The following is a 14518-nucleotide window of genomic DNA, read 5'->3' on the forward strand; positions in this document are numbered from 1 at the left end:
AGGTTATATAACCGTAGCCAGTTAGCGATATTTCGAACGCAAGGAAATGTCGCAAAATAGATAGATAATAGGGAGTTGGTTTTATGGATACTGGTACCTTTATTTCATTAGCGTTATACTTCATTGCCATGTTAGGGATTGGATTATACGCGTATAAAAAATCTACAAGTGACCTGTCCGGTTATATGCTTGGTGGACGCCGTCTTGGTCCAGGGGTTACAGCATTATCGGCTGGAGCATCTGACATGAGTGGTTGGATGTTAATGGGTCTTCCAGGTGCGATGTATGTTTCTGGTATATCAAGCATTTGGATTGCAATCGGTTTAACAATCGGTGCGTATTTGAACTATATTATCGTTGCCCCACGTCTTCGTACTTACACAGAAGTAGCGAACGATTCCATTACAATCCCAGATTTCTTTGAAAACCGTTTCTTTGACGGTACTCGATTACTACGTTTCGTATCTGCGGTCGTTATTATTATTTTCTTTACTTTATACACATCTTCGGGTTTAGTAGCAGGCGGGACATTGTTTAATAGTGCATTTAATATGGACTATAAAGTAGGCTTATTTGTAACTGCAGGTGTAGTTGTTGCCTATACTTTATTTGGTGGATTTTTAGCTGTTAGTTTAACAGACTTTGTTCAAGGGTGTATTATGTTCTTAGCACTCGTACTAGTCCCAATCGTAGCTTTTACACACCTTGGTGGTCCTGCACAAACATTTGATGAAATCCGTGCAATTGATCCTTCGTACCTGAATTTATTTTCGGGAATGACTGTTTTAGGAATTATTTCTTTATTAGCATGGGGCTTAGGTTACTTCGGTCAGCCACATATTATTGTTCGATTTATGGCAATAAAAAATGTGAAAGACTTAAAAGCTGCACGACGTATCGGTATTAGCTGGATGACGGTTTCTATCATTGGTGCGATGGCTACTGGTCTTGTCGGTATTGCTTATGTATCCCAAACTGGGGTAAGCTTTTCCAATGATGATGCGGAAACAATCTTTATTGTGTTATCGCAAATCTTGTTTGATCCCATAATTGGAGGGTTTTTACTTGCAGCCATTTTAGCAGCAATCATGAGTACAATTTCTTCTCAATTACTAGTTACATCAAGTGCCCTTACAGAAGATTTTTATAAAACATTTTTAAGAAAAGAAGCAACGGATAAAGAGTTAGTTTTAGCAGGTCGTATTTCGGTATTGATCGTCGCTTTAGTTGCGATTATGTTATCTTATACACCAAACGACACTATCTTAAACCTTGTTGGTAATGCGTGGGCTGGATTTGGTGCTGCATTTGGACCAGTTATCATTTTAAGCTTGTACTGGAAGCGAATGAATCGCTGGGGTGCTTTAGCTGGTATGTTAACAGGTGCGTTAACGGTACTATTCTGGATTTACGCTCCAATTGAAATAGATGGACAATCATTAAGTGGTTGGATGTACGAAATGGTTCCCGGTTTTGTCCTTGCAACCATTGCAGTAATTGTTGTGTCTTATTTAACAAACTTCCCACGTAAAAAAGTACGTGAAGGCTTTAAAGAGATGGAAGATACGTTAGAAGAGGAAACAAAATAAGTAAAAAAGGTTATGCTGAGCAGTGCCTTGGCATAACCTTTTTTGTTATTTTGGACTTTATGTTTCAATCCACTGGCTTTGTGTTTCAATTTTAAGTGGTTGTGTTTCAATCTTTGCTCCTTTTGTTTCAATCCTTCATCTGACACTTGTTTGTGTTTCAATTTGATCACTTTCTGTTTCAATTTCTACTGGTTGTGTTTCAATCCTGCTGACTTGTGTTTCAATTTCACTCTCCGACCATAATAAAAGCCCACTACCTCCAAATAAGGTAATGGGCTTCATTATATTATAACGTCTCTGAAGTTGTTTTAGCTTGCATGTGTAATAATAGGTAGTCCGGGCCACCAGCTTTAGAGTCAGTACCAGACATGTTGAATCCACCAAATGGTTGGTATCCAACGATTGCACCTGTACAACCACGGTTGAAGTAAAGGTTACCTACGTGGAAGTCTTCGCGAGCTTGTTCAATATGGTCACGGTTGTTCGTGATAACAGCACCAGTTAATCCATACTCAGTGTTGTTTGCGATTTCTAAAGCATGATCAAAGTCTTTTGCTTTAGAGAATGCTACAACAGGTCCGAAGATTTCTTCTTGCATTAAGCGAGCTTTCGGCTCTACATCCGCAATGATAGTTGGTTGAACGAAGAAGCCTTTAGAGCTATCTCCTTCTCCACCAGCCATTAAGCGGCCTTCTTCTTTTCCGATTTCTACATAGCTCATAATTTTATCGAATGCAGCTTGGTCAATTACAGGGCCCATGTAGTTCGTAGGGTCTGTTGGATCGCCAACTACTAATTCTTTTGTTAACTCAACAGCACGAGCTAATACTTGATCATATACATCTTCTACGATTACCGCACGAGAACATGCAGAACATTTTTGTCCAGAGAAACCGAACGCAGATTTTACGATAGATTGAGCAGCTAATTCTAAATCGCCCTCTTTATCTACTACGATAGTGTCTTTTCCGCCCATTTCAGCGATTACACGCTTTAACCAAATTTGGCCAGGGTTTACTTTAGAAGCACGCTCATAAATACGTAATCCAACATCACGAGATCCTGTGAAAGAGATAAAACGAGTACGTGGGTGGTCTACTAAGTAGTCCCCAACTTCTGCTCCACTACCTGGGATGAAGTTTAGTACACCTGCAGGTAATCCTGCTTCTTCCATCACTTCTACGAATTTAGCTGCTACAATTGGAGTTGTAGAAGCTGGTTTTAATAATACAGTGTTACCTGTTACGATTGCTGCTACTGCTGTACCAGCCATGATCGCGAATGGGAAGTTCCAAGGAGAAATGATTACGCCAACACCTAGTGGAACATATCCGTAACGGTTGTATTCACCAGGACGGCTTTCTACTGGAACACCATCTTTAATTTTTAACATTTGACGAGCATAAAACTCTAAGAAATCGATAGCTTCTGCAGTATCTGCATCTGCTTCATTCCAAGGTTTACCTGCTTCTTTTGTTAAAAGAGCAGAGAATTCATCCTTACGACGACGAATGATCGCTGCTGCGCGGAATAAGATATCAGCTCTCATTTCCGGCTTTGTTTTACGCCAAGTGTTAAATGTTTCATCCGCAATTTGCATTGCTTTTTCAGCTAGCTCTTGGTTCGCTTTTGATACACGACCAATAACCTCTTCTTTATTCGCTGGGTTCACGGATACGATTTTTTCATCAGTCGTAACACGCTCGCCTCCAATTACTAAAGGATAATCTTGTCCTAAATAAGATTCTACAAGTTTTAAGCCTTCTAAATAAGCTTTCTTGTTTTCCTCATTAGTGAAATCAGTAAATGGTTCATGTTTGTAAGGTAATACCATTACATTCGCCTCCTTATACATTATAAAGCGCTTGCACACAATTCTCATTCTACCTTATAAATCCTAACCTTTCAAATATTGTTTTTAAGGATATTTCGATAGATTTTAGCTTGTTTATGTAAATGAATCAATTTTATAATTACTGTTCGTTTAGTGAAAAACGAATGTTCAGTATATTATTAAATAACGTTCGACTAATTTTCCGCTGCTAATCGTAGATGTTCGTGGCAGGCATTCGCTTTCCGCGGGCGGACGCGGGAGCCTCCTCGGCGCAAGCGCCTGTGGGGTCTCCCTTGTCACGCTTTTCCCGCAGGAGTTTCATGCCTGCCACGAACATCTACTTTATTCTCTATAAAAATGAGAGAGACTTTCATATTTCAAAAGTCCCTCTTTTAATTCAATTTTAATTCAATGATTAATAAATATGCACAAATGGTTTTTCTGCTCCAGCATCTCTTACGATTAAGGCTTCAGGTCCTTTGATGGACATGATAGACAGTTGTAGATTGATGTGAGCTGGGAAATGTTCTAATACTAGACTTGTTACGTATTGAGTAAAACCAATTAACTCGGCTTTACCGTGGTAATCCATATTTATTCTAATTGTTAAACTTTGTAAATCCTCTTCAATAAAGTGTCCAGTACCAACTACACCGGTATGATTTGGAAAATAATCTTCAATGTCGGCCTTAAAGTTCTGAAACCTTACTGCATCATCACGAAAATCTCTCATTGCAGCGGATGAAGGAAAATATTGATAACTTTCATTTATCGTTTCCCATCTTCCGACACTTGCACTATTTTCTCCAACTGTAGCTTTTGCTATAAACGTACCGGGAACAATTGAAGTATTTGGACTTTGTTTATACAGTGCCACCATTATTGGGATGCCACTACCAACTTCATTTCTTACACGTGCAACGATTTCCTCAGCCATCCTTCTGCCTTCTGACTCTATACGGTTATCTGGTATATCATAATCTCTTGCAACTGGCACTCCACTTTCTAACACCATTTCATAACTATGAACGGTGTTAAGCGCTAAACCAATGGTAACGCCACCTAATTCTACTGCCCCGTCATTTTTTCTTACTAAATAATTTTGTTCTAATATATGAGCTAAGATAATTGGACTACTTTCATTTGTTTCTTGGTCATTTCCCCCTATTTTAAGAGGAGGATTTAAACCTAAACTTTCTTCACCTTCATTGCGACTTAACCAAGCACTGACAGCATTTCTACTTATTGTTTGACCATCTTGATAAAGATAAGTAGATGACGGAAATTGCGTCAATGAATGTCTCATTAAACCTGTTTCAAACTCATCTACATCATATCTACTACCTAGCCTTGGCACTACTTGACCACGTGTTTGTCCTGGTTTAAACGGTAAGATTGTTTGGTAATATTCATCTGATATTTTATACCGCGGAACAATTGCTCTTTCTGCCTCTTCCTGTAATGGATCTTGTATAACCTCTTCTTGTTTTTCAAAACCAGGTATACATCCAGTTAACAAAAGAGAAGCACCAAGGAGAACGGTTATATACCTATTCACCTTCAACACCTCTTATGATTTTATTTCTTGTAACATTCTTGCTTCATCCCAAACTTCAATTCCTAGCTCGGTAGCTTTGGAAAGTTTTGAACCTGCATCTTCCCCTGCGATGACTAGGTCTGTACTTTTACTAACACTACCCGTCACTTTTCCACCTAAGCGTTCAATAGCTTCTTTCGCGTCATTACGTTTCATCTCTATTAGCTTACCAGTTAATACGACTGTTTTGCCAGCAAAAACTGAATCCACATCTTCTGCACTAACAGGCTTAGGTCCTTTGTATTCCGTATTTAAGCCTAATTCTTTTAATTCTGCTATTAATTGTTCTACTTCTGGTTGTTCAAAAAATGTCACCACTGAATCTGCCATTTTGTCACCAATCTCGTGAATCGCCACTAGCTCTTCCTTCGAAGCTTGCATTAAGCCATCCATATTGCCGAAGTGTTGCGCTAATGTTTTGGCTGCCTTTGCCCCAACTAATCTTATCCCTAATCCAAAAAGCAGTCTCTCTAACGAGTTATTCTTCGTTTTCTCTATAGCCGAGAGTAAGTTATCTGCTGATTTTTCTCCCATTCTTTCTAATGCAACTAATTGTTCTTTCGTTAATCGATAAAGGTCTGCTACATCTTCAATTAATTTCTCTTGGAAGAGTTGCGCAATTACTCTTTCTCCAAGACCGTCAATATTCATGGCATTTCTAGAAACAAAATGGATGAGCCCTTCACGAATTTGAGCTGGACATTTAGGATTAATACAGCGAAGTGCTACTTCTCCTTCAATACGAACTAAGTCACTTTCACATTCTGGGCAATGTGTTGGCATCGCGAAGTCTTTCTCTTCACCTGTTCTTTTTTCTACTAATACATTTACCACTTCAGGAATAATATCACCAGCTTTTTTTACAACAACGTAATCCCCTATTTTAATATCTTTTTCTCGAATAAGATCTTCGTTATGTAAAGAAGCACGCTGTACAGTCGTTCCAGCTACTCGAACTGGTTCTAATATAGCTGTTGGCGTAACAACACCTGTTCTTCCAATGTTTAACTCTATATCTAAAAGTCTTGTCGACACTTCTTCTGCAGGGAATTTATAAGCAACCGCCCATCTCGGACTTTTAGCTGTGAAACCTAATTGTTCTTGCTGCTCTATCGAGTCCACTTTGATTACGATACCATCTATATCGTATGGTAAATCTGGACGCTTCTCATGCCAACCCGTTACATATTCAATAACTTCCTCAATACTTGAACAAGTAACGAGCTCTTTATTCGTTTTGAATCCTAATATTTCAATGTAATCTAAAGCTTGGCTATGGGAATTCATATCGAGGTCTTCCGCATTTGCCATACTATAAATAAATACATCTAAGTTTCTCTTAGAAGCAATCTTTGGATCTAGTTGCCTTAAAGAACCTGCCGCAGCATTGCGAGGGTTAGCGAATGGCTCTTCTTCTCTTTGCATTTTTGCTTCATTAAGCGCTATGAATGAGTTTTTTGGCATGAACGCTTCCCCACGGACTTCTAAAGATACAGTTTCCTTTAGCCTTAAAGGAATCGAGCGTATCGTCTTTAAGTTCATCGTGATATCTTCCCCTGTGGTGCCGTCGCCTCTTGTAGCCCCTAACACAAAAAGACCATCTTCATATCGCAATGATACAGCTAGCCCATCAATCTTAAGCTCGCATACATAAGAAACATCCTCACCAACAGCTTGTTTTACTTTTCTATCGAAGTCTCGTAAGTCATCTTCATTAAATGCATTTCCTAGACTTAACATCGGTGTGCGGTGTTGCACTTTCTCGAACATACCTAACACGTTTCCACCAACACGTTGAGTTGGTGAGTCTGGTAGTTTTAATTCTGGATACTGTTGTTCTAATTGGATTAGTTCATTTAGTAATGAATCATATTCCGCATCTGAGACAGATGGTTTGTCTATCACATGGTATTCGTAATTGTACTGATTAAGTCTATCATGGAGTTCTCTCATGCGACTTTCTGTTTTGTTATCCATCTTGCCATTCCTTTCGTCATAAGGAGTATGGTTGTCCTCCTTGGAAAAAGAAAAGAGGACAACCTATATTAGCTTATTCTTTCGTAATTGGTGCAAACTTGGCTAATAGTCGTTTGATACCAATTGGACTTGGGAAGGCAATGTCTAATTCTTTGCTTTCTCCTTCTCCTTTTACACTAACAACTGTGCCAGTGCCCCACTTCCCATGGGATGCTTTGTCGCCTACGTTCCAATCAAGTGTATCTCCACCTGTCGTTTTGGGAGACGGCGTTGGCTTTCTTGCTGCTATAGGACTTGTAGTTCTTGCCGGAGACTGTCCAAACGGTGAGCGTGCCATTGATCCAAAGGGTGATGGTTTACTTATCTTTTCCTTTTCTAATGCCAACACATCTTCTAACAATTCTTGTGGTATTTCTTTTATAAAACGAGAAGGAGGATTCATGCTTGTACGACCGAACAGCGTACGCATTTGTGCATTGGAAATGAATAGTTGTTCTTCCGCTCTTGTTATTCCTACGTATGCTAAGCGGCGTTCTTCTTCCATCTCTGCTTCTTCAAATAGCGAGCGACTATGTGGGAATACCCCTTCTTCTAAGCCGATTAAAAATACAATTGGGAACTCTAGCCCTTTCGCTGCATGAAGAGTCATTAATGTAATAAACTCTTTCTCTTCTGTTTTATCTTCCCCTAATTGGTCAATATCTGCTATTAGAGCTAAATCTGTTAAAAATCCTACTAAAGTTTTGTCATCATTTTTTTCTTCAAAGTTTTTCGTAACAGATAAAAACTCTTCAATATTTTCTAGCCTGCTTTGTGCTTCTATCGTTTTTTCTTGAATTAACATTTCGCGGTAACCAGCTTTATCCAACACTTCATCCACTAGCTCTGTTACAGATAAGTATTCTTGCATTTGTGTGTAATTGTTAATGAGCGAGTAAAACTCTTTTAATGATGAGGTTGCCTTACCACTTACACCGATTAGATCTACTTCCGCCAATGCCTGAAACATTGAGATATCATGGTTTTGTGCATAGTTAGCTACTTTATCAACAGATGTCGTTCCAATTCCTCTTTTAGGAACGTTAACAACACGCATTAAACTAATGTCATCGTCAGGATTCGCAATTAATCGTAAATAAGCTAGAATGTCTTTAATTTCTTTACGATCGTAGAACTTTGTTCCGCCGACAATCGTGTAGTTAATGTTAGATTTAACTAATGTTTCCTCCATTACACGTGATTGGGCGTTTGTTCTGTATAAAATCGCAAAGTCAGTTAGTTTTTTGGTTGGATCTTTTTGTAAATATTCTTTAATTTTCCCTACAACGAATTGTGACTCTGCATTTTCTGAGTCCGCGTGATAGTAAACAATTTTGTTTCCTTCTGCGTTATCTGTCCATAGTTTTTTCGCTTTACGGTTCATGTTGTTTTCAATTACTTTGTTTGCAGCTTCGAGAATGCGTTTCGTTGAACGGTAGTTTTGTTCTAGTAAAACTGTTTGGGCGTTTGGATAATCTTTTTCAAAAGAAAGGATATTTGCAATATCTGCTCCACGCCATCTATAAATAGACTGATCCGAGTCTCCTACTACACATACATTTTTCAAGCGATCGCCTAGTAATTTAACCAGTTTATATTGAGCATGGTTCGTATCTTGATACTCATCTACATGGATGTATTGGAATTTACGTTGGTAATACTCTAGTACTTCTGGAACTCGCTCGAATAAATGAATCGTTGTCATAATAAGGTCATCAAAGTCTAACGCTTGGTTTTTCTTTAAGCGCTTTTGGTATTCTGTATAAACGTTGCTAACCGTTTCCGTATAAAAATCGAGTGCTTGTTTAGCAAATTGCTCCGGAGTTATCAGTTCGTTTTTCGCTGAGCTGATGGAACCTAAAATAGAGCGAGGTTCGTGTTTTTTCGGGTCTAAGTTGCGATCTTTTAAGATATTTTTAATAACAGACAATTGGTCAGTTGTATCTAAAATAGTAAAGTTACGATTCATTCCAATTCGATCTATGTCTCGACGTAAAATTCTTACACACATGGAATGGAAGGTAGAGATCCATATTTCTTCTGCTACGGATCCGCCCACTATCGTTTTAATACGTTCCTTCATTTCTCTTGCTGCTTTGTTCGTGAAAGTAATCGCTAAAATATTCCAAGGTGGCACTTCTTTTTCTGCCATTAAGTAGGCGATTCTATGTGTTAATACGCGTGTTTTTCCACTACCTGCACCGGCCATAATTAAAAGAGGTCCATCAGTTGTTCTTACAGCCTCTTGTTGCATCGGGTTTAATCCATCTAATAAACGTTGACTAATATATTGCATGTTTACTCCCACCGCCTTATACAAACATTTGTTCTTATTATATTATAAAACCTGCTCTTTTGCTACTTGTACAGTTTTTAATGCTTCTTCTAAATTATCGTAAATAAGGTTACCGACGACTATTGTGTCTGCGTGCTCGGCCATTTCTTTTGCTTTTTCAGAATCTGTAATGCCTCCACCGTAAAAAAGCTGTGCTTCATCTAGTGTGGCGCTAATTTTTTTTACAAGCTGTACGTCCCCATATGTTCCACTATATTCTAGATAGAAAATCGGGAGCTTGAACACCTTTTCAGAAAGTCTAGCATACGCTATTACGTCCTCTTCGGAAAGGTCTGTTTGTGCATTGGTTAATTTTGCTGCTTTGCAGTCGGGGTTTAAAATGCAGTAACCTTCCGTCATCACTTCGTCCCAATCCATCACATCACCGTATTCCTTTAGTGCTTGTTGATGTAGTCCTACAATCCATTCAGGATTAGGGCTATTGAGGACGGTAGGGATAAAATAAAAGTCAAATCCCGGTGTAACGGATTCTATGTTTGATACTTCTAGAACACATGGCACCGTATATCTGCGAATGCTGCTCATTAAATGGAGAACATTATCAATCGTAACTCCGTCAGTTCCGCCAACTATGATAGCATCTGTACCTGATTCACATATTTGTTCTAATGTTTTGTCGTCCATTGGTTTGTTTGGATCTAATTTAAAAATGTGTCTCCATTCCCGTACATTATACATAAAGAAAGTCTTCCTCCAATTCTTATTCCATTTTTTCATTATATCAAAATTAAGGGAAGGCGAAAAAGGGAATGGTTGAGGAAATATGATGAGTTTTTTAATGGTTGTTACTGTTTTGGTGCCGGATTACTACCCGGGTGGCTTTGGGTGAGTAGTTTTAATTGGTTTGTTAATGTTTTTAGTATTTGGGGTTCGTATTAATAGATTTTTTGTTACACTTTGAGTAATTTATGCTACACCTCGTTTCTTTTTTTACTACACTCCCTCAACTTTACGCTACACCTTAACACCTTTACCCTGTCGCTAAATATTTGTATAATATTTCCTTAACCCCCTACCAAAAGTTTCATCTTTCTGTATTCGGGTATACATAAAAACATACAACCATACTGTTATATCAGGAGGTGTTGAAAATGCCTATTTGGGCTTGGTTCGTCATTGGCTTTTTAGCCTTACTCGTATTTGGAGCAATCGTTGACTATGTAAACAAGCAAAAAAGAAAAGGTTTAACAGACACAACCGATGCATATGACGTAGATGATGTAAAAACAAAACAACATTCCAATCCATACCTTTAAATGATGTAGATATAAGAACTAAAAAATGGATGTTCACCTGATAATCTAGTGAACATCCATTTTTTATTTTTCTTCTGTATCCGTAATTCTTTCTAGGGCCATTTCATATGCGTCATTGCCGTAATTTAAGCATCTTTTCACACGAGAAATTGTTGCTGTACTTGCTCCCGTTTCTGTTTCTATTTTATGATAGGTAAATCCATCGCGAAGCATTCTTGCTACTTCCAGACGTTGTGCTAAAGATTGAATTTCATTCATTGTGCAAAGGTCATCAAAAAAACGATAACATTCTTCTACATCTTTTAATGAAAGAACTGCCTCAAATAATTGATCGAGTTCTCTTCCACGCAGCTTATTAATTTGCATTACTTTACAACTCCTTTATTCATAATGAACGAAATCTAAAGATGGAACTATGTTAACCCACGTTTTCCCTGGGGTAAATGGGACAGGTTGACCATCTTTTACAGGAATTAACCTTCCATTATCTTCTTTCCATTCAAGTTCATAACGTTTACCTTGTTGAATTAATACAGCACGGCCACCAGCTGTTAAATTTATCTCTCGTCGTCCAACTTTATCTACTACTTCATGTGCTGTTTCTATTATAAATATATTTTGAGCTACAACATCTTCTAACGTTTCTAAGTCTTTTGTTCTTTCACCACCGCTGTATCGTTGAAAAAGCTCATCTTCTTTACTATACTCGTAAGCAACTTGTGCGACAAGGCGTGTAGAATAGTTTATCTTTACTTTATTTATTTCTACTCCATTCAACTCTTGTTCTTCATTTTGCGATAGGAACAAATAAGGAGTCGTTTCTCCTTCCATATTAAACCCTAATTCAGACGCACCTTTTTCAATATTCTCGAAAGAGATATACGAGTTATGTGGGGCTTGACGGAAAGATGCTCTCTTAAATAATGTGCCATCATACAACATGCCGTTGATGGAATCTAATTCTCCTGCATCTAAACGTTGCTTTGCAGCTGGACTATAGCCATGTGCTACAAAGATAGGATTATATGGTTTAGCAATATCTAAAAAATAGTCTCTGGCACTTCTTACTGGCCCGACTTTTTCAGGTAGTTCACTTTGATAAATGGCAATAAGCCTAGTAATATCACCTTCAGATAATATTTCCACCACCACATCAGCTTTATAAAGACCCGATTGTGGTCTAGCTTTAACGTCATTGTTAATAACTACAGCGATTGGTCGTTTAGTTACTTCCTCATCTACTTCCAATCCAGTTAATGGTGCAGTAATTCCACTTGGTTCTTCGATTATTTCTTCCTCTTCTATTTCTTCCACAGGTGTTATCTGTTCTTCGTTGTTTTCTGTTACACTTTCTTCGGATTTACAGCCTACAAGTACTATTGTTAGTAAAATTGATAGTAATAAATAACTATATTTTTTCATATTCTCCCAACCTTTATCCCCATTATACTTTCATATTTTAACGCATTATAGACGGAAAGAGTACTGTTTTATTCATAACGTCGTATATTCCTACTGGTGTAATTCGTATATACGGTAAATGAGTGGACGATAAAAACAGCAACGTATAAACAGGGTCGTTGAACTTATATCCTCTTTTCATTAATTGTTGACGTAATACTTCTTCCTCTTCTATTAACTTTGGCATTTCTTCTTCAGACATCATGCCTCCAATAGGGAGAGAGATTTCACACACAATTTCTTGATTTTCGGCTAAAACAATGCCGCCTCCAATCGCTTTCATTCTTTCAAAAGCAAATAGCATATCTTCTTTATTTTTACCGATTATAATGATGTCTCCAGTATTGGAATAGGAACTAACAAGTCCACTCACTTTATGACTAAATCCTTTTATTATCGTGTTTACACGCCATTGACCATTTCGATCTATTAGCATTAGGAAAGATTGATCATCTTCTAGATTTAATTTTTCCCCACTAACATCTACATTTACAGAGTATGGTTTCATAATTACTTCGTTTACCATTTGTAGGCCCAGTGCCATGGAGAACTGTAAATCATCTATTGTTAAGTCCCAACTTAAATCTAGTGGACCTAGGTCAAAGCTCTTCCAATCCAGATTGCTATTCAATGGATATTCTAGAGTCTGATCAAACTTCTTCATCCATTTGCCTGATGCAAGTACAGCTCTTGGTGTAGCATTTGTTTTACTTTCAAGTATATTGATATGTGCTATTCTGCCAGGTGCAATGCTGCCATGTAAATGATCAATGTTAAAATGTTTCGCTGTATTAAAGGTAGCCATTTTATATGCTTCGATAGGATTTACTCCTTTTTCTATTGCAATATTAATCATAGCATCTAAAATACCTTCTTTATAAAAATTTGGTGTCGATCCATCTGTTGTAAAAAACGAATGGTCGTAATACGGAATATCCATCTGTTCTAATTCTTCGATTATATTCGGTAAATCAGGACGTATGGACGAAAAACGTAGAGCTGTACTATACCCTTGACTTATACGCTTTTTTACATCTTCACCGGTCATCGATTCGTGGTCACTATCCACACCAAATAATTTCATTTTCGTTAACGTTTTTTCCGAGGCACCTGGTAAGTGTCCTTCTACTGGCTTTCTTCTTCTTTTCGTTTCTTGAATCCATTCTAAAATTAAATCGTCTCCATCCATCAGCTTTGGCCAACTTGTTAATTCGCCACCTTGTAAAACAGAGTCTTGGTCTAACCAATCTTTTATGTTAGGTGTCGAAAAAATTTCTTCTTCCTTTTTAATCTCTGTTTGCGCATCAAAACGGCTCCACCAATAAGTAGTTACAGGTAATCGATTCATCTCTCTTATAAAAGAAAACGCTTTCTTTTTTCTCAATTGTAAAGCGAGCACCAAGTTATCATTTACGACTGTAGTTGTTCCAGAAAGGGATGCATATTGTCCAAAACTAAGGGGATTATATAACTGAAAAGGATGAACATGAGGCTCAATATAACCTGGTACTAAAAAGTAAGTTGAGCAGTCCACATATTCTGTATTTTTGTCATTCGAAGGAAGTGCTTCACCTACATAAATAATGCGATCTTCATAAATCCAAATGTTTGCTTGAAGCCATCTTTTTAAAAACACATTTAAGTAGGTGGCGTTTTGCAAAACAATTGTAGGTGCTTTTACGCCGTCAATGACAGCTACATGCTCACGTATTTTTTTATTCGGCCATTTATATTTTTGTTCCATAATTGCTCATCTCCTGAAAAACGTACAAATGAAAGTTATTTTAATATAACCTCTTCTTTCAATCGTACCATAATTAACGTATTCATGCATTAACGAATTACAATTTGTTGGAATTTTAAAAAAATATTCTCTACTAAAGTTTTTTGTCATTCTAGCTGGTGATTGGAGCGCATATCGGAGACTCCTGCGGGAGAAGCGGGAAACGGGAGACCCCACAGGAGCGGAAGCGACGAGGAGGCTCCCGACCCGCCCGCGGAAAGCGAAGATATGCGCGGAAATCAACCGCGAATTTTAACACTTAACAATAAGGAGGAGTTCTTTATGAGACCGAATATCGGTATTATTAATGCACTTGTACGTATAACTGGAGGTTTAACTATTTTAGCTTGGATCACAAGCAAAATGGTAAGAAGACCATATCGCGATTCGTACATTTTAGTTGCTATGCTAGGGGCAATGAAAGTAGCAGAAGGTATTTTAAGATATTGCCCATTAACAGATTTATTTGATCGTTACCAAGACTATCGTTATGATGAAGAATTCGAGTATGACGATTTCCATTGCGATGAATTTGTGTGTGAAGGTGACGAAGAAACATATAATCCTTCTTAAAAAATTCGCCAGGCTCTAATCCGAGCCTGGCTTCATTAGAAAGGAGTGTAAAG

The 14518-nt window shown here is 37.9% G+C and carries 12 protein-coding genes; 3 read left to right on the forward strand and 9 right to left on the reverse strand.

Annotated elements, in window-relative coordinates:
* Nucleotides 1-83: 83 nt before the first annotated feature.
* Entirely contained in the window at nt 84-1589 is a 1506-nt protein-coding gene (putP, locus tag CDZ92_RS13920; RefSeq protein ID WP_096155798.1) for a sodium/proline symporter PutP, read from the forward strand.
* A 135-nt stretch (nt 1590-1724) separates the two neighbouring features.
* Here putP and CDZ92_RS20085 read toward each other — a convergent pair whose 3' ends face one another.
* The 6 genes from CDZ92_RS20085 to CDZ92_RS13945 form a co-directional block, all read right to left on the reverse strand.
* Nucleotides 1725-1871: a hypothetical protein gene (locus CDZ92_RS20085; protein ID WP_157842797.1), complete on the reverse strand. Its 147-nt coding sequence runs from the start codon at nt 1869-1871 to the stop codon at nt 1725-1727.
* A 4-nt stretch (nt 1872-1875) separates the two neighbouring features.
* A complete protein-coding gene (gene pruA, locus CDZ92_RS13925; RefSeq protein ID WP_096155799.1) occupies nt 1876-3423 on the reverse strand; it encodes an L-glutamate gamma-semialdehyde dehydrogenase in 1548 nt (515 codons plus the stop codon).
* A gap of 415 nt (nt 3424-3838) precedes the next feature.
* Nucleotides 3839-4981: a CamS family sex pheromone protein gene (locus CDZ92_RS13930; protein WP_096155800.1), complete on the reverse strand. Its 1143-nt coding sequence runs from the start codon at nt 4979-4981 to the stop codon at nt 3839-3841.
* Nucleotides 4982-4993: 12 nt separating this feature from the next.
* A complete protein-coding gene (ligA, locus tag CDZ92_RS13935) occupies nt 4994-6997 on the reverse strand; it encodes an NAD-dependent DNA ligase LigA (protein WP_096155801.1) in 2004 nt (667 codons plus the stop codon).
* 73 nt (nt 6998-7070) lie between these two features.
* Nucleotides 7071-9332, reverse strand: a complete 2262-nt coding sequence (gene pcrA / locus CDZ92_RS13940) for a DNA helicase PcrA (RefSeq protein WP_096155802.1) — start codon at nt 9330-9332, stop codon at nt 7071-7073.
* 42 nt (nt 9333-9374) lie between these two features.
* Complete coding sequence (locus tag CDZ92_RS13945) at nt 9375-10070, reverse strand: heptaprenylglyceryl phosphate synthase (protein WP_096155803.1); 696 nt, start codon at nt 10068-10070, stop codon at nt 9375-9377.
* Between the two features lie 413 nt (nt 10071-10483).
* Between CDZ92_RS13945 and CDZ92_RS20090 the strand changes: the two genes are divergently transcribed.
* Nucleotides 10484-10648 carry a hypothetical protein gene (locus CDZ92_RS20090; RefSeq protein WP_157842798.1) on the forward strand — a complete coding sequence of 55 codons (165 nt, stop codon included), beginning with the start codon at nt 10484-10486 and terminating at the stop codon, nt 10646-10648.
* Nucleotides 10649-10711: 63 nt separating this feature from the next.
* Here the strand turns inward: CDZ92_RS20090 and CDZ92_RS13950 are convergent, their stop codons facing one another.
* From CDZ92_RS13950 to CDZ92_RS13960, 3 genes are read right to left on the reverse strand one after another with little or no spacing between them, the layout of a single operon-like run.
* Nucleotides 10712-11014 (reverse strand): YerC/YecD family TrpR-related protein, encoded by a 303-nt coding sequence (locus tag CDZ92_RS13950; protein ID WP_096155804.1) that lies wholly within the window; start codon nt 11012-11014, stop codon nt 10712-10714.
* 15 nt (nt 11015-11029) lie between these two features.
* Nucleotides 11030-12070 (reverse strand): DUF3048 domain-containing protein, encoded by a 1041-nt coding sequence (locus CDZ92_RS13955; RefSeq protein ID WP_096155805.1) that lies wholly within the window; start codon nt 12068-12070, stop codon nt 11030-11032.
* Between the two features lie 37 nt (nt 12071-12107).
* Complete coding sequence (locus tag CDZ92_RS13960) at nt 12108-13856, reverse strand: adenine deaminase C-terminal domain-containing protein (RefSeq protein WP_096155806.1); 1749 nt, start codon at nt 13854-13856, stop codon at nt 12108-12110.
* A 318-nt stretch (nt 13857-14174) separates the two neighbouring features.
* Here CDZ92_RS13960 and CDZ92_RS13965 point away from each other — a divergent pair, with 318 nt between their 5' ends.
* Nucleotides 14175-14465, forward strand: coding sequence for a YgaP family membrane protein (locus tag CDZ92_RS13965; protein WP_096155807.1), 291 nt, complete (start codon nt 14175-14177; stop codon nt 14463-14465).
* Nucleotides 14466-14518: the final 53 nt, after the last annotated feature.

This window comes from Bacillus sp. FJAT-45066 (genome assembly GCF_002335755.1).
Taxonomy (GTDB): domain Bacteria; phylum Bacillota; class Bacilli; order Bacillales; family Bacillaceae_I; genus Bacillus_CD; species Bacillus_CD alkalisoli.